Source organism: Marinospirillum alkaliphilum DSM 21637, from assembly GCF_900119735.1.
Classification (GTDB): Bacteria; Pseudomonadota; Gammaproteobacteria; order Pseudomonadales; family Halomonadaceae; genus Marinospirillum; species Marinospirillum alkaliphilum.
In genome coordinates this window covers 125,754-142,327 of the sequence record NZ_FPJW01000005.1, presented here as the reverse complement: position 1 = coordinate 142,327, position 16,574 = coordinate 125,754, and the positions used below count along the sequence as shown (strand labels likewise).

Sequence of the window (16,574 nt, the reverse complement as noted above, 5' to 3'; positions counted from 1 at the left end):
TGAGTGAATTATGAGCTGGTTAAACCGAATTGTTCCCTCGATTATCCGCCCTGAAGGGGCTGAGCGTAAAGCCAATGTGCCGGAAGGCCTGTGGCGTAAATGCCCCAAGTGTGATGCTGCCCTGTATCGCCCAGAGCTGGAAAAAAACCAGCATGTTTGTCCCAAGTGTGATCACCACATGCGCATTACTGCCCGTAAGCGTCTGGAAGCCTTTCTGGATCGTGGTACTGCCAGTGAGCTGTTTGCAGAGCTGGAGCCAGTGGATCGCCTGAAGTTTAAAGACTCCAAGAAATACAAGGAGCGTCTGGCAGCTGCTCAGCGTGATACCGGAGAGAAGGATGCCCTGATTGCCATGCGTGGCAATCTGACCGGTGTTGCGGTGGTTGCCGTGGCTTTTGAGTTCAACTTCATGGGTGGCTCAATGGGTTCGGTGGTCGGTGAAAAGTTTGCCCGTGCTGCGGAACTGGCACTGCGTGAGCGCATGCCTCTGATCTGCTTTTCTGCATCCGGTGGTGCCCGCATGCAGGAAGCACTCTTCTCGCTGATGCAGATGGCGAAAACCTCGGCAGCGCTGGAGCGCCTGAAGCAGGCTGGCATCCCTTATATTTCGGTATTGACTGATCCGGTTTATGGTGGTGTGTCTGCGTCATTGGCCATGCTGGGTGACCTGAATGTCTCCGAGCCCTTTGCCCTGTGTGGTTTTGCCGGTCCACGTGTGATTGAGCAGACGGTGCGTGAGAAGTTACCGGAAGGTTTCCAGCGTGCTGAGTTCCTGCTTGCTCATGGCACCGTTGACATGATCATCCATCGCCATGAAATGGCGGAAAAACTGGGTGGCCTGTTGCGCAAGATGACGCATCAACCTGCGGCCTGAAAACGTCCGTGACCCCAGAACAGCAGCCAGGTTTGCCAGCCACACTGGACGCCTGGCTTCACCACCTTGAAACCCTGCATTCCCGCGAAATTGATCTGGGGCTGGATAGGGTTCGTCAGGTTGCCCAGCGTTTACAACTGCCCTTGCAGTCAGCAGCGAATCGACCACGGGTGATGACCTTTGCCGGCACCAATGGCAAGGGCTCTACCCTGGCCATGACCGAAGCCATGGCGCTGGCTGCCGGATTAAAAGTCGGCAGTTACACTTCACCTCACTTCCTGCATTTTAATGAGCGCATTCGTATTCAGGGCCAACCGGTCAGTGATGCGTCCATCATGCATGCCTTTGAGCGCATTGAGGCTGCACGCACAACACCAGATGAAGCAAGCATTTCACTGAGTTATTTTGAGTTTGCCACCCTGGCGGGTTTGTTGCTGTTTCAGGATGCCGGACTGGATCTGTGGTTGCTTGAGGTGGGGTTGGGTGGTCGACTGGACGCGGTGAATATTGTCGATACCGATGTGGCGGTGCTGGTGACTGTCGCCCTGGACCATCAGGCCTGGCTGGGTGATACCCTGGATGCCATCGGCCATGAAAAGGCCGGTATTTTTCGTGCCGGTAAACCGGTGGTACTGGGCAGTCGACAGTTGCCGAACAGTGTTTTTGCAGCGGCCTCTTTGCTGGGTGTGAAGCCCTTGCAGCTGGGTGTTGATTTTGATCGCCAAGATGATGCATCGGCCAGGATCTGGCATTGGCAAGGGAAGCAGCTGGATACCCGAACCTCGGGACTGGAGTCCTTGCAACTGGATGCCCTGCCTTTGAACAACCTGCCACCGGATAATGCTGCCACAGCCATTCAGGCCTTGTTGCTGGCTTATCCTGATCTGTCGAAGGCAGCCATACATCAGGGGTTGGCACAGGTGCAGATGACCGGTCGTATGCAGCGTATTGGCCAATGGCTGCTGGATGTGGCCCATAATCCGGAAGCAGCGGAATACCTGGCGCGTCGTTTGGCTGAAAACAACAGCAAAAAACGTGTGGCGCTGGTGGGCATGATGGCTGACAAGGACATCACGGCCACATTAAAACCGCTGATCCCCCTGGTGGATGGCTGGATTGTCACTGCCTTGCCCTTGCCTCGGGCAGAGCATCCACAAAAACTGGCAGAACGGGTGCGGCAGTTGGGTGGCAGAATCCTGGCCGTGGATGATGACGCTGCCGGTCATCAGGCTTATGCTGTAGCCTGTCAGCAGTTGGCAGGTGATTGTGATGAGCTGTTGGTGATGGGTTCATTTTTCACTCTGTCTCAGGTACTGCAGCATTTGCAAAATGATGAGGCTTGGTCATGCGTTACGGTGTAAAGGAGCGCCTGGTTGGTGCCATTGCCCTGATTGCCCTGGCAGTGATTTTTTTGCCTTTTTTGCTGGAGGAGGAGCGTCCGCCGGCACCGGTATCTGATAAGATCATCACCCCGGCACCGCCACCTCCCGTTGAGGTTGCCGTGCAAGAAGCCACACCACCAGTCTTGCCGCCACCCTGGCGTCCTGCAGAGCAGCAGCAGATCCAGACCGATCAGCGGGATCATGCGGTGCGCCTGAACCCTGAAGGTGGTGTGGAAGCCTGGGCGATACAGGTGGCCAGCTTTGGTGAACCCGCCAATGCCCGGCGTCTGGTGGAGCGTTTACAGCAACAGGGGTATCACCCCTATTGGCGCAGAATCAATAATATGGCGGTGGTGTTTGTGGGTCCCTATGTGAGTCAGCAGCAGGGGCGCGAACATCAGGATCGCCTTTTGCAGGAACAGGGATTAAAAACCTTACTGACTCGTTATGTACCTGAACATGAAGCCAGGGCGCAGGGCAGTTTGCCTGCGGGTAATGAGTAAGATTCATCGAAGGGGTGTTTATGAACGCTGTTGATATCGTCATTCTGGTGATTCTGGCGGCTTCAGTGCTGCTGGCCTTCTGGAAGGGATTTGTTCATCAGGTGCTTTCCTTGATGGGCTGGGTGCTCGCGCTGCTGGCTGCGCGTCTGCTGGGCCAGGAAGTGGCACCGGTGTTTGGCAGCTTTTTGTCTGATCCGGGTTTGCAGCTGGCGGCTGCTTACATCGCGATTGTGATCGTGGTGTTATTGGCCAGCAAGGTGGTCTCCAGTGCTTTTGGTACGCTGGTGCAGAAAATTGGCCTGGGTTCTCTGGACCGAATTTTAGGTGTCGTATTTGGTGTGTTACGCGGTGTACTGATTGTGGTGGTGATGGTGGCCATTGCCAGCCTGACCGATCTGCGGCATCACAAACTCTGGCAGGAATCCCTGCTGCTGCCTTATATGGAAAGCATCCGTGACTGGAGTGCTGGCCATCTGGACGATTACATCAGTAAATAGGTGAAAGTTGCATGTGTGGAATAGCGGGTATTATGGCTCACGAGCCGGTTAATCAGTTGCTGTTTGACAGTCTGACCGTTTTACAGCATCGCGGTCAGGATGCTGCCGGTATCATGACCTGTGACCGGGGGCGCTTCTTCCTGCGCAAGAGCAACGGACTGGTGCGGGACGTGTTCCGCACCCGCCATATGAAGCGGCTGATCGGCAGCATGGGGATCGGCCATGTGCGTTATCCCACTGCCGGATCATCCAGTGAAGCCGAGTCCCAGCCGTTTTATGTCAACTCACCCTACGGCATTGCACTGGCCCACAACGGCAACCTGACCAATGCTGAAGCCCTGAGTGAAGCGCTGTTTCGTACCGACCTGCGTCATATCAACACCAACTCGGATTCCGAGGTGCTGTTGAATATCTTTGCCCATGAGCTGGGCAAGCAGGGCATGACCCTCACCGCAGAGGATATTTTTTCTGCCATCAGCCGGGTGTATGAACGCTGTGAGGGTGGTTACGCTGCAGTGGCCATGATCAGCGGTTATGGCATGGTTGGTTTCCGTGACCCCTTTGCCATTCGTCCGATCGTGATTGGCAAGCGTGAAACCTCGCAAGGCACCGAGTACATGATTGCCTCGGAAAGTGTGGCGCTGGATGTGGTTGGTTTTCAGTTGATTCGTGATCTGGAGCCGGGCGAGGCGGCTTATGTGGACATGAATGGGCAGTTACACACGCGCGTGTGTGCTGAAAAGCGTCAGTTCTCTCCCTGCATTTTTGAGCACGTTTACCTGGCGCGTCCAGACTCCATCATGGATGGCATCAACATCTATCATGCCCGCATGCGCATGGGTGAAAAACTGGCTGAGAAGATCACCCGAGTACGCCCGAATCATGACATCGATGTAGTGATCCCGATTCCTGATACCAGCCGTACCTCGGCTCTGGAACTGGCTCAGCATCTGGGTGTGACCTACCGCGAAGGTTTCATCAAGAACCGTTACATCGGTCGCACCTTCATCATGCCGGGTCAGACCCTGCGTAAAAAATCCGTGCGCCAGAAGCTGAATGCCATTGGCATGGAGTTCAAGGACAAGAACGTGCTGCTGGTGGATGACTCCATTGTGCGTGGCACCACCTGTAATGAAATCATTCAGATGGCGCGTGATGCCGGTGCCCGCAAGGTTTATTTTGCGTCTGCTGCTCCTGCCGTGCGTTATCCCAACGTTTATGGCATCGACATGCCCGCTGCACATGAGCTGATTGCGCATGGCCGGACTGAAGACGAAGTGGGTGAGCTGATTGGTGCTGACTGGCTGATCTATCAGGATCTGGATGATCTGATTGATGCCTGTAAAGAATTGAATCCCACGGTGGAAGGTTTTGACTGTTCGGTGTTTGATGGTCGTTACATCACCGGTGGCATCGATGCGGCTTACCTGCAGCGCCTGGAAGACCAGCGCAATGATGCAGCCAAAAACGGCGCTGATGCTGAAAATGGTGCCATTGAACTGCACAATGACAGTGCCGAAGCGGAGTGATCCTGATGACTGATGCCTCCTGGGGGCTGGATACACTGGCCCTGCGTACCGGCCAGCGTCGGACTGCCGAACGTGAGCATGCCGAGCCCATCTTCACCACGTCCAGCTATGTGTTTGAATCGGCAGCTCATGCTGCCGAGTGTTTTGCCAACGAAACCGGTGAACACAACATCTATTCACGTTTCACCAATCCCACGGTGCGCTGTTTTGAAGAGCGACTGGCGGCACTGGAAGGTGGTGATCGCGCTGTGGCAACCAGCTCCGGCATGGCGGCTATCCTGTCGGTGTGTCTGGCCTTCCTGCAGCAGGGTGATGAAGTGGTCTGCTCACGCAGTGTGTTTGGTTCCACTGTAGGGCTGTTCAACCGCCTGATCGGCAAGTTTGGCATCACCACCCGTTTTGTGGAACTGGCCGACCTGAATGCCTGGGAAGCCGCTTGTAATGAGCGCACCCGATTGTTCTTTGTGGAAACCCCGTCCAATCCCCTGTGTGAACTGGCTGATCTGGCTGCCCTGTCGACACTGGCGCGCAGCAAGGGTGTACGACTGGTGGTGGATAACTGCTTCTGTACACCGGCATTACAAAAGCCGCTGGCACTGGGTGCGGATATTGTGGTGCATTCAGCAACCAAATACCTGGACGGTCAGGGCCGTATGGTGGGTGGTGCGGTGGTGGGCAATCACAAGGACATGGCGGAAGTTTTTGGTGTGGTGCGTACTGCCGGCCCCTGCATGAGTCCGTTTAATGCCTGGGTATTTCTGAAAGGTCTGGAAACCCTGCGCCTGCGTATGGATGCCCATTCCGCCAATGCCCTGCAACTGGCCACCTGGCTGCAACAGCAACCGGGTGTGGCGCGGGTGCATTATGCCGGACTGCCGGATCATCCGCAGTATGAACTGGCCAAACGTCAGATGCGTGCCTTTGGTGGCGTCTTGTCGTTTGAAATGGCCGGTGGCCGTGATGCAGCATGGAAGGTGATTGATGCCACACGCATGCTGTCCATCACTGCCAACCTGGGTGATGCCAAAACCACCATTACGCATCCTGCAACCACCACCCATGCCCGTGTGGCGCCTGAAGCCAGATTGGCTGCCGGTATCACAGATGGCCTGGTGCGGGTGGCGGTTGGTCTGGAAGACATTCAGGACATTCAGGCCGATCTGGCGCGTGGTTTAGCCCTGTGAGTAAAAATGTATCAGGATTGTTTCAATTTCGTCCAAATTGAAGCGTGGTTTGTATAACTCCTGAGGGTTTTTAATTTCACTTTCAATCATCATTGCATCTGACTTGAACGCCAGGCAGAGGGCAGGCGATGCAATTGATGACAGCGGCAGGGCGTAAATCACCCGGATTGATTTGTCTGGTTGAGGACGATCCGGAGCAAGCGGCACTGCTTGACTTTAACCTGCACCAAGCCGGTTTTGATGTGGCCGTCTTTGCTGGTCTTGAGGCTTTCCGGGCGCAGGTGGAAAGCCGCGCCTTGCAGCCTGCCGCCGTGATCATGGATCTGATGTTTCCGGAAGGGGCATTGGCCGGTGCCCACCTGATCCAGGAATTACAGCTGGATGCAGGGTTGGATTTTCCTGTTGTATTTATTTCTTCCCGTAATGACATTCATGCCCGACTTGCTGCTCAACGTGCGGGTGCTGTCGCCTATCTGAATAAACCCCTTGATCCCGGCCAGCTGATTTTCCGGCTGAATAGCCTGCTGCATTGCCATGATCCCTGGCGGGTATTGCTGCTGGCAGATAACAACACCGCATTACGCTTGCTGGCCGGGCAACTGGAGTCGGAAGGCATGGTGCTGCAGCTGCTCGATGACCCGATGTTGTTACTCCAGGCTTATCAGGCGTTTCAACCAGATGTATTACTCATGGATGCCAGTCTGCCACTGGTAAAGCGGCTGGAATTGCCCCGCTTATTGCGGGAATACCAGGGACTGGAGCAGCGTCCCGTGTTCCTGATGGTTGATGACCTGGACGATGTGAGTCGATTGCAGGGATTGACAAGGGATACTGATGACTTTCTGGTTTTTGCCATCGAATCCGATCAACTGGTCAGCACCCTGATTGCCAAGGCGCGTCGTTCCCGTCTGGACCAATTGATGCAGTCAAGAACACGGCAATCCATGGATGCTCTGGTGCGCCATCGCCAGGCATTGAATTACCACGCCATCGTCAGTGTTGCCGACCCTGCAGGGCGTATCACCTATGCCAATGACCAGTTCTGCCGGGTTTCAGGTTATACCCGAGAGCAACTGCTGGGTCAGAACCATCGCATTCTCAAGTCGGATCAACACCCACCGGCATTTTATCAGCAGCTCTGGAAAACCATCAGTGCCGGTTTGATCTGGCAGGGTGAGGTTTGTAATCGTGCCAGGGATGGCAGTTATTACTGGGTGCATTCCACTATCACGCCATTTTTTGATGAGGCTGGAAATATCCGCGAGTACATCTCCATTCGCACCGATATCACCCGTCTGAAACAGACTGAACTGGCATTATCCAAAGCACGTGATGAGGCAGAGCAGGCCAATCAGGCCAAGTCACGTTTCCTTTCCAATATGAGTCATGAGTTGCGCACTCCCCTGAATGCGGTGATCGGTTTTGCGCAACTGATGGAGTGTGATGACAGCCTCAGTGAAGACAATCGTGACAACGTGCTCGAAATCAGTCGTGCTGGCAAACACCTGTTGGAACTGATCAATGATGTGCTGGATCTGGCACGCGTTGAATCCGGCCAGCTCAGGCTGAGTATGGAGTCCGTACAACTGGCTGATCTGGCCCAGGAGTGTTGCCCATTGATCAATCCCATGGTGGCAACCCATCAGTTACGACTGGCGGTTGATTTTCCACCGGGGATTTATGTCTGGGCTGATCGCCTGCGTCTGAAGCAGGTGCTGATGAACCTGGTCACCAATGCCATCAAATATAACCGGCATCAGGGGCTTGTACGGGTCTGGGTCGAAAGTGCCGGGCAGCCGGGCTGGGCCAGAATTCTGGTGCAGGATACGGGACAGGGTATTCCAGTCGACAAGCTGGCAGAGCTCTGGCAGCCATTCAATCGTCTGGGTGCAGAACACTCGGGTGTAGAAGGTACAGGCATCGGGCTGGTGATCTGTCGGCAGCTGATTCAGCAGATGGGTGGGCGGATTGGTGTTGAGAGTGAAGTTGGCAAGGGTTCAACCTTCTGGCTGGAATTACCACATGACATGGCTGAGGGCGCAGAAGATGCCTGACAATGTTGATCTCTCGGTCAGTCGTATCCTGCTGGTTGACGATGAGCCGGCCAATCTGAAACTGCTGCGAAAGATGTTATCCAGTCAGGGCTATGGTGATCTGGTGGAAATTCAGGACCCGCGCCAGGTTCTGCCCCGTTATCAACAGCAACGGCCTGATTTGATCCTGCTGGACATCAATATGCCCCATCTGGATGGTTTTGCCGTGATGGAGCAACTGAAAGCACTGCAGGATCCCTTGTTGCCACCGATTCTGATCCTGACTGCCCAGCATCAGCGCGACTACCTGTTAAAAGGGCTTGGCAGTGGTGCGCGGGATTTTCTCGGTAAACCCTTTGATCGCACTGAGCTGTTGATGCGTGTGAAAAACCTGCTGGAAGTCCATCTGGCGCACAGGTTATTGCACGACCAGAAAGCCCTGCTTGAAGAAAAGGTTGCTGAGCGTACAGCGGAGTTGAATGCTACCCGTTTACAAGTCATACGACGCCTGGGGCGCGCGGCAGAATTTCGTGACAACGAAACCGGACTTCATGTGGTACGCATGAGCCAGTATGCGGTGATCCTGGCTCGCAGCCTGGGTTGGAATGCTGCCGAGTGTGAGCTGTTGCTGCATGCCAGCCCCATGCATGATATCGGAAAAATCGGTATTCCTGACCACATCCTGCTTAAACCCGGCAAGCTGACCGAAGATGAATACCGGATCATGCAGGAACATGCACGCATCGGTGCTGAATTGCTGGAGGGTGACGATTCATCCTTGTTGCAATTGGCGCGGGAAATTGCCCTGACCCACCATGAAAAATGGGATGGCAGTGGTTATCCCGCTGGCTTGAAAGGGGCGGCCATTCCGCTTTCTGGTCGTATCACTGCGCTGGCGGATGTGTTTGATGCCCTGACATCCCCAAGACCCTATAAAAAAGCCTGGAGTCTGCAAGCAACGCTGAATTTTGTTCGTGAGCAGTCCGGGCGGCATTTTGATCCGCAACTGGTGGCGCATTTTGAGCAATGTTTGCCGGAATTTCTGGCAGTTCGTCAACGTTATGAAGAAGGAGAGCAATAATGCCTTCACGTGATATTCAGCTTCCTGATTTTCAGGAGATGGTCAGGTTATATCAGCAGGGGCAGTTGGATGCGCTGCTGGATGAAAAAAATCGTGAGTTCATGGCGGCTGTGCCTGAAGGATCAAAACGCAGGCAGGAGCTGGAGCGTCTACAATTTCAGATACGCGGCCTGCGAGCGCGGCATCAGGGGCTGGGGCGCGTGATGGCGCTGTCCCGCCTGATGCACGCCAGTTTTGAGCAACTGAATGATTCCTTGCATTTTCCCAGCCGTTTAGTGAAACAGCCAGAGGCTGTACCGCACCTGCAATTGGTTCGGGGTGATGTGTCTTGCACGGCTCAGGAGGCTGGTGAGCGTGAGAACAGATAACCCTTGCCATAATGGCTGCTGATCTGGCCGGGACTGGGATCCAGTTGATCGAGTTTTTTGCGCAATCGACTGATGACCACGTCCAGCGCTCGTCCTCCAGTGGCTTTGGACTCATCACCCCAGAGGCTGTCGGCAAGTTCAGGGCGGGTTAATAACTGATCTTCAGACTGTAGCAATAACTGCAGTAACTGGAATTCAGTACTGGTTAGCTGTACTCGTTGCCCCTGATAAGTGAGTTCTGAGCGAAGTGCATCCATGATCAGGCGGGTGCTGGGGTTGATGTTGTGGGTTTCCTTGCCTCGCCTGCGCATGACGGCGTGGATGCGGGCAATCAGTACCGTTCGTTTGAGAGGTTTGGTGATAAAGTCATCAGCTCCGGAGTGCAGGGCTTCAGCCAGATCGTCATCCTGGCTCTTGCCGGTGATGAAAATGATGGGTGGTGGTTGGTTTTCGCTGGTCAGTTGTTTCACCAGTTGTAATCCACTCATGCCGGGCAGCAACCAATCGACCAGCAACAGATCAAAGGTTCGGCTGGTGGCCGCTTCCAGAAAGAGTTCAGCGGATAGGTAGAGGGATGAGCTGTAACCATAGCTGGAAAGCCAGCTGGCCAGAAGTTTTGCCTGGTCAGGATCGTCTTCGATGATGGCAACTTGTTGTGTCATTTTTTTAATAATTCTTATAAAATATATTTTATATATCTTCCCTTATGGATCAAGGGGTTCTCCTCATAGGTTAAAAGGTTTTTGGTATAGAAAAAAGGGTTTTGGTGGTGTTTTCAAAGCAGCAGAGCAGGTCACGGCAAAGGCTTGGACCCGATTTGCATTCTGGAAGTCTAACCTGGCAGGGAGGTTGATATGCACGATCAGGTAAGAGTAGTAGATGAATTTGAGTTATTGCAGCAGGGATTTATCGGGCGCCTTCCTGCGCGTCTGGCCTGTCTGCAGGATCTGTTGAAGCAATGGCTGGAGCTGAGCGAGGAAAGCACTTTAAACCAGCTGCACCGTGAAGCCCACAATCTTACCGGTGCTGCGGGCAGTTATCAGCTGGAAGCGCTCAGCCTGGTGGCGCGTCAACTGGAGCAGGGGTTACGGGCTGCCTGTGCCGGTGAAGCACTGAATGTTGCTCAGGTGCATCTGCAGTTGCAGGCTGTTGCTGAAGAAATAGCGCGATTGAATGCCAGATGATGAGTGTGGCCTACTGGCGTAAAACTGGCATGACCCAGCGCTTGTTGTTGCTTTTGATTATCAGCTTCACACTGGTGTTGCTGGTGGCAGCCCTGATGAGTAGCTTCTACCTGCAGCGGGAACAGCGGGCGATTTATCTTGATCAGCAGCAAGCCCAGGTGGAACAGTTGGTGGGTCGTATCAGCAAACATTATGAGCAGCGCATGGTCTTACTTGAAAACCAGGCGATCCTGCTGGCGTCCTCACTTGATGATCTGTCCCGGGTCGAGGTGTTGCTGCAGGCTTTTTTGAGTGGCCAACACTTTACCGATTACCTGCTGCTGGATGCCGAGGGGGTTGCTCTGCTGGATGTGCCGCAGGTTTCAGGGCGCAGGGGAACAGACTACAGTTATCGTGAGTTTATCCGTGAAGTGATGCAGACCCGGCAAGCGGTCAGCAGTGGTCCCGTTTTTGGAACTGTTTCCGGCTTGCCATCCATCTTTTTTATTCAACCCGTTAAAAATCCTCAGGGTGAACTGGTGGCTATGCTGGTTGGCCGTAACGGGCTGGAGCAGGAGCCGTTGTTTGAATCGATTCGCCGCGAGTTTGATGTGTATGGAGGTCGCCTGGTGATTCTGGATCGCCAGCATCAGTTGTTCATTACCGCCACAGAACCGGACCTGATCCTGCAGCCCTTGTCGCGGCGTCAGGGTTCCCTGCTGCTGGAAGCTGTATTGCGGGGAGAAACCAGTGGTCAGGTGCGGGCGCAGGATGGGCGTAACTGGCTTTATGCACACGGTGACATGTCAGCATTGCAGTGGAGCCTGATCAAGATGGCTCCCGAGGCGGCTGTGCTGGGGCCGTTCAGGGTCCTGCAGCAGCATTTTTTGCAAATGCTGCTGTTGATGTTTGTGGTGATTGCCTTGTTGACGGGTTGGATCATGCAGCAGATGTTGCGTCCGGTGCGTCGTGCCATCAATCAGCTGCATGCCGTGCTGGTGATGGACAAGCAGGATTATGAACCTCTGGATGCAGGGTTGCAGGATGAAATCGGGCAGTTGCTCCATGCTTTTGATGAGGTGGAAGCCCTGCGCAGGCAGCAGGTGAAAACCAAGGATGAACTGATTTCAGTGGTCAGTCATGAGTTGCGTACCCCCCTGACGTCCATTCATGGTGCACTGGCCCTGATGCGCCCTGCGCTTGCTCAGCAGCACTACAGCCAGGTTGCCGAGTTGCTGGAAATTGCGCAGCGCAATACCGGCCGATTGACCCATCGGGTGAATGATTTGCTGGATATGGCTGCCCTGGACTCCGGGCAACTCAGCATGGCGATCAAGCATCAGCCACTGCAACCCTTGATTCAACGTGCCTGCAGTGAGGTGCAGTGTACTGCGGCCATGCGTCAGATCAACCTGGTGCAAGACGTTGAGTTGGAGCCTCCGGTGCTGGTGTCAGTGGATGCTGAGCGTTTTCTGCAAGTGTTGACTAATCTTTTATCCAATGCCATCAAGTTTTCACCCGAGCAGACCAGGGTTGTCATATCAGTGGCAAGTCAGTCAGAATGTGTGCAAGTGCGAGTATGTGATCAGGGGCCAGGTATTCCTGAGCATTTCAGGAATCAGCTGTTCAAGCGTTTCAGCCAGTTGGACCCTTCTGATCGCCGCATGCATGCCGGTACAGGGTTAGGCCTGGCAATCAGTCGGCAGTTGGCTCTGGCGATGCATGGGGATCTGGGCTTTTATCCCAATGAGCACGGAGGCAGTTGCTTTTATGTGGAGTTACCGGTGATGCAGGACAACAACAGCCAGAAAGGGAGTCACAAGGCTGATGCCAGATGTGCATAAACGGACTGAGCCAGTCGGCTGGAGTCTCAGAAACAAGTTACTGCTGTTGCTGCTGGCGCTTTTTGTTCTGGCGGGTGGCGGCAACGCCTTGTTGCTGAAGTATTTTATTGAGCGGGATTCGATGGTCTTGCTGCTGCAGACCGGACAGGAAGAAGTGGAAATGCTGGTGCAGCGTATTGATCGGGTTTTTGATCGCCGCCAGCAGGTTCTGGAGTCCCTGGCTGCATCATTGCTGGAGCAGAATGAACTTGCGGCAGCTGAAACCCTTGAACAACGCATTACGGCTCCTGGCCTGTCACAGGTATTTTTTGGTTATGTCGTGATGGATGCGGAGGGCCAGATTCTGGCTGATAGTCCGGTAGTGCCTGGGCGTCGTGGATCAAGTGTCTGGGACAGAGCCTACATTCAAGAGAATATACGCACTGGGCAAACGGTTCGTTATCCACCAACCATGGGGCGTTTTTCGTCCATCCCCATCTCGATTTTCAGTGTGCCGATTTTTGTTGATAACCTTGCGACCCCCAAAGGTTTTCTGGTGGGTTACCAGCCGCTGGATTCAGAGCCCTTGTTTGAGCAGATTCGCAGTGAATATGACCGGGTCAGCAGTGATTTGCTGATCATGGATCTGACGGCCCAGCGTTATGTCTCTGCATCCAACCCTGCCTTGACCCTGCAACCCATTGCTTCAAAGGATCCACTGTTCAGGCAGTTGCAACAGGGTATTCCCTCAGGCCGGTTTGTGGATGCTGCAGGTCAGGATTGGTTGTATGTTGCGACCACCCAGGACTCCACCGGCTGGACACTGGTCAAGCTGCGCCAGATGCAACCCATCACTGAGCTGCTTAACAGTTGGGTCAGGCATAACCTGCTGGTATTAGGGCTGGCGCTGCTGTTGGGTGGCCTGTTTGCCGGTTGGTTATTGCATCGGTTACTGGGCCCAGTGCATCGCTCCTTGCAGCAAATGCGTGAAGTGTTGCAGCTTAAAAAGGGTTATCAGCATTTGCAGGTGGACCGACAGGATGAGATAGGTCAGCTGTTGCAGGCTTTTAATGAGCTGCAAGAGCAGCGAGACCGTCAGGAGCAGTTAAAAGATGAGCTGGTTTCTGTTGTCAGTCACGAATTGCGTACGCCACTGACCTCTGCCCGGGGTGCTCTGGCGCTGCTGCGCAGTAAAGACCTGGCCCAGCAACCGGAGCAGCAGGCAAGACTGATGGATATGGCCGACCGCAATGTGAACCGCTTGATTGTGTTGGTCAATGACCTGCTGGATCTTGCCAGTCTGACCAAGGGAAGCCTGAAGCTGGATCTGCAGTGTGTAGCGCTGCAGCCCATTTTGTATCAGACCGTGGAAGACTTTACTCCTTATGCTCAAGAGCAGGGGGTTCGTGTGTCCTTAAAGCAGCCTACAGGCCCTTTGTTGGTGATGGTTGATCCGGGGCGTCTCAATCAGGTGCTGACCAATCTGTTATCCAATGCTGTCAAGTTTTCACCCAAAAACACCGAAGTGGAAGTGGTGGTGACCCGCCGTCAGGATACGGTTCGCATCATGGTGACCGATCAGGGTGAAGGCATTCCGCTGGCATTTCAATCGCGTGTTTTTGAGCGTTTTGCGCAGGCTGACAAATCGGATCGCCGCCGTAATACCGGCACGGGTCTGGGCCTGGCGATTACCCGTGAACTGACCACTGCCATGAATGGCCGCATTGGGTTCAGTTCACTGCCGGGAAGTGGCAGTTGTTTTTTCCTCGACTTGCCCCGGCTGGACAACAAAAACGGATCGGATCATCCGGAGGAGAACAAAGATGACCACTGAGATTCTGCGGGTACTCTGTGTTGAGGATGATCCAGACATACGTTTGTTGTTGGAAATGGTGTTAACGCCCAGCCAGGGTTTTGAGCTTTGCCTTGCGGAAGATGCCGAGCAGGCATTAAGAGATGTGGTCAGCTTTAACCCTGATCTGCTGCTGCTGGACTATATGCTGCCGGGTATGACGGGGCTGGAGTTTTTTCGCCAACTGCGCAGTCAACCTCACTGGGCAGCCTTGCCAGGCATCCTGTTGACGGCCAAAGTCAGCAACTCGACACCGGCAGAATGGTTGCAAAGTGGTTTGCTGGGGGTGATCGCCAAACCCTTTGATCCGCTGAGCCTGGCGGGGCAGTTGCGTTCGCTTTATCAGGGTCGTGAAACCTGATCTTCATTTATTCTTGTACAAGATAATTTCCTGCTCCATTTTCTGCTGTCACGGCCTTTCCGGTTTGTGGTTCCTGCGGCTGTTTCCAGCCTGATCCGACTGTTTCCGGAACATCCTGGCCAGAATGTATCTTGATTGTTTCAGCTTGTGCGTAAAACCCCGGTCTTGACCCGGAATTTCGTTTTCTTTTGTCTGGTGAGTTGTTACTCTCTTTGTACGCCTGTTATACAGCTTTTGTATAATTATTTTGAGAGGGTTTTATGCGTAACAATCAACCCGTCACACAAAAAGAATTTGCTGTCCGTCCTGACTGCGCCATTATTTCCCATACGGATGCCAAGGGACGTATTACCTACGTCAACGATGAGTTTGTTGAATATGCCGGTTTCACCCGGGAAGAGCTGATCGGTCAGGCTCATAACATCGTCCGCCACCCGGATATGCCATCAGAAGCCTTCCGCGACATGTGGGCCACGTTAAAAGCGGGTCGTGCCTGGCAGGGCATGGTCAAGAACCGCCGTAAAAATGGTGACCACTACTGGGTCAAGGCCACTGCCACCCCACGCCCTGATGGGGGATACATGAGTGTGCGCCTGCAACCCACGCGTGATGAGGTGGCAAGTGCCGAAGCCTTGTACCGTGAAATGCGGGAAGGCAAGCGCATTCGCCTTTCCGGTGGTTATGTGTTATCCGGTTTTGGCTCGCGCGTGAAGGATGCTTATATCAACCTCAGCCTGACCACCACGGCCATGCTGCCGATGTTTTTAATGGTGATGACTCTGGGGCTGTTGGCTGGCTGGCAATACCTGCAGGTGACCGATCCTGCCATTGAGGCGGTGATCACCCTGTTGCTGATCAAGTTGGGTGCAGTGGGTGGTGTGGCACTGACCTGGTTGTATCTGGTGCTGAAAAGCAATGCTGCACGTCTGGAAGCACTGAGGCAAGTGGCGCTGGAAATAGGCTCAGGCAATCTGGTGGGTGAAGCACCGATTGGCAAAAAAGACGAAATTGGCAGCCTGTTTAATGCTGTCATGATCATGCGTAACCGGTTATTTGAAATTGCCTTCCAGATGACTCAATCCACCCGGGCACTCAATCTGGCGGCCAAAGAAATGCTGGAAGCCAGTGAAGAAACTTCGCGGGGTGCTGTTGAGCAGTCCAATGCTTCGGCCAGTATGGCGGCAGCACTGGAGGAACTGAGTGCCTCAGTGGACCAGATTGGTCATAATGCCCAGTCAGCGCATGGTGCCTCAACATCGGCTGGTGACATCGCACGTACCGGTGCTGAAGCAGTTTATGCCAGTAGTCGTGAAATCGGTTTGATTGCGGATACCGTCAGGCAGTCGGCTGGCCGCTTGAAAGAGCTGGAAAAACTGTCTGACAACATTGGCAAGATTGTATCTACCATCAGGGAGATTGCCGATCAGACCAACCTGTTGGCACTGAATGCTGCCATTGAGGCTGCCCGCGCCGGTGAACATGGTCGGGGTTTTGCGGTGGTGGCCGATGAAGTGCGTAATCTGGCTGAAAGAACGGCCCATTCAACGGTGGAAATTTCTGATATGGTCAGCCAGATCCAGAAACAGACGGATGCTGCGGTGGAAGAAATGCAGACCAGTGTTGCCAAGGTTGAGCAGGGGGTGGAAAAGGCCCAGCGTGCAGGCCAGTCGGTGGCAGACATTGAGCAGGGCACCCTGCAGGTGATTCGTGCAACACAAGATATTCAGCATGTATTACAGGAACAGGCCATGGCTGCCCGGGAAGTGGCTGAAACGGTGGAAGGCATCGCCCGTCTGGCCGATAGCAATGCGGCTCAGGCCGAGCAGGCACTGATTGCCAGTCGTCATGTACAGGAAACCACGCAGGTGCTGGATGAGTTGCGTCAACAGTTCAAGGTGTACAAGCACTAATCATCGTCAAAGGT

At 54.1% G+C, this 16,574-nt stretch carries 15 protein-coding genes; 14 read left to right on the top strand and 1 reads right to left on the bottom strand.

What is annotated here, in order from left to right:
- The first annotated feature begins 10 nt into the window (after positions 1-10).
- The 9 genes from accD to BT114_RS08410 all read left to right on the top strand — a co-directional run bounded on the left by accD (position 11) and on the right by BT114_RS08410 (position 9,451).
- Complete coding sequence (accD, locus tag BT114_RS08450; RefSeq protein WP_084662051.1) at positions 11-874, top strand: acetyl-CoA carboxylase, carboxyltransferase subunit beta; 864 nt, start codon at positions 11-13, stop codon at positions 872-874.
- 8 nt (positions 875-882) lie between these two features.
- Positions 883-2,235 (top strand): bifunctional tetrahydrofolate synthase/dihydrofolate synthase, encoded by a 1,353-nt coding sequence (gene folC / locus BT114_RS08445; RefSeq protein ID WP_084662049.1) that lies wholly within the window; start codon positions 883-885, stop codon positions 2,233-2,235.
- Positions 2,220-2,759: an SPOR domain-containing protein gene (locus tag BT114_RS08440; protein WP_072325925.1), complete on the top strand. Its 540-nt coding sequence runs from the start codon at positions 2,220-2,222 to the stop codon at positions 2,757-2,759. Before folC ends, BT114_RS08440 begins: the two co-directional genes overlap by 16 nt.
- Before the next feature lie 20 nt (positions 2,760-2,779).
- Positions 2,780-3,256 carry a CvpA family protein gene (locus BT114_RS08435; RefSeq protein ID WP_072325924.1) on the top strand — a complete coding sequence of 159 codons (477 nt, stop codon included), beginning with the start codon at positions 2,780-2,782 and terminating at the stop codon, positions 3,254-3,256.
- 11 nt (positions 3,257-3,267) lie between these two features.
- Complete coding sequence (gene purF / locus BT114_RS08430) at positions 3,268-4,785, top strand: amidophosphoribosyltransferase (RefSeq protein ID WP_072325923.1); 1,518 nt, start codon at positions 3,268-3,270, stop codon at positions 4,783-4,785.
- Positions 4,786-4,790: 5 nt separating this feature from the next.
- Complete coding sequence (locus BT114_RS08425) at positions 4,791-5,969, top strand: O-succinylhomoserine sulfhydrylase (RefSeq protein WP_072326028.1); 1,179 nt, start codon at positions 4,791-4,793, stop codon at positions 5,967-5,969.
- A gap of 128 nt (positions 5,970-6,097) precedes the next feature.
- Positions 6,098-8,023: an ATP-binding protein gene (locus tag BT114_RS08420; RefSeq protein ID WP_072325922.1), complete on the top strand. Its 1,926-nt coding sequence runs from the start codon at positions 6,098-6,100 to the stop codon at positions 8,021-8,023.
- A complete protein-coding gene (locus BT114_RS08415) occupies positions 8,016-9,083 on the top strand; it encodes an HD domain-containing phosphohydrolase (protein ID WP_072325921.1) in 1,068 nt (355 codons plus the stop codon). The genes BT114_RS08420 and BT114_RS08415 overlap by 8 nt, the downstream gene beginning before the upstream one ends.
- Positions 9,083-9,451, top strand: a complete 369-nt coding sequence (locus BT114_RS08410; RefSeq protein WP_072325920.1) for a DUF3135 domain-containing protein — start codon at positions 9,083-9,085, stop codon at positions 9,449-9,451. Before BT114_RS08415 ends, BT114_RS08410 begins: the two co-directional genes overlap by 1 nt.
- Here BT114_RS08410 and BT114_RS08405 read toward each other — a convergent pair.
- Positions 9,421-10,113, bottom strand: a complete 693-nt coding sequence (locus BT114_RS08405; RefSeq protein ID WP_072325919.1) for a response regulator transcription factor — start codon at positions 10,111-10,113, stop codon at positions 9,421-9,423. The genes BT114_RS08410 and BT114_RS08405 overlap by 31 nt on opposite strands.
- Before the next feature lie 192 nt (positions 10,114-10,305).
- On the opposite strand from BT114_RS08405, the gene BT114_RS08400 reads away from it, so the two are divergent.
- The 5 genes from BT114_RS08400 (at position 10,306) to BT114_RS08380 (ending at position 16,560) form a co-directional block, all read left to right on the top strand.
- On the top strand, positions 10,306-10,635 hold the full coding sequence (locus tag BT114_RS08400; RefSeq protein ID WP_072325918.1) for an Hpt domain-containing protein: 330 nt from the start codon (positions 10,306-10,308) through the stop codon (positions 10,633-10,635).
- A complete protein-coding gene (locus BT114_RS08395; protein ID WP_084662047.1) occupies positions 10,632-12,458 on the top strand; it encodes an ATP-binding response regulator in 1,827 nt (608 codons plus the stop codon). The genes BT114_RS08400 and BT114_RS08395 overlap by 4 nt, the downstream gene beginning before the upstream one ends.
- Positions 12,442-14,271 (top strand): sensor histidine kinase, encoded by a 1,830-nt coding sequence (locus BT114_RS08390; RefSeq protein ID WP_072325916.1) that lies wholly within the window; start codon positions 12,442-12,444, stop codon positions 14,269-14,271. The genes BT114_RS08395 and BT114_RS08390 overlap by 17 nt, the downstream gene beginning before the upstream one ends.
- The gene (locus BT114_RS08385; protein ID WP_072325915.1) at positions 14,261-14,650 is read left to right on the top strand and encodes a response regulator; all 390 of its coding nucleotides are present in this window, start codon (positions 14,261-14,263) and stop codon (positions 14,648-14,650) included. Before BT114_RS08390 ends, BT114_RS08385 begins: the two co-directional genes overlap by 11 nt.
- A 260-nt stretch (positions 14,651-14,910) precedes the next feature.
- Positions 14,911-16,560 carry a methyl-accepting chemotaxis protein gene (locus BT114_RS08380; RefSeq protein ID WP_072325914.1) on the top strand — a complete coding sequence of 550 codons (1,650 nt, stop codon included), beginning with the start codon at positions 14,911-14,913 and terminating at the stop codon, positions 16,558-16,560.
- The last annotated feature ends 14 nt before the right edge of the window (positions 16,561-16,574 follow it).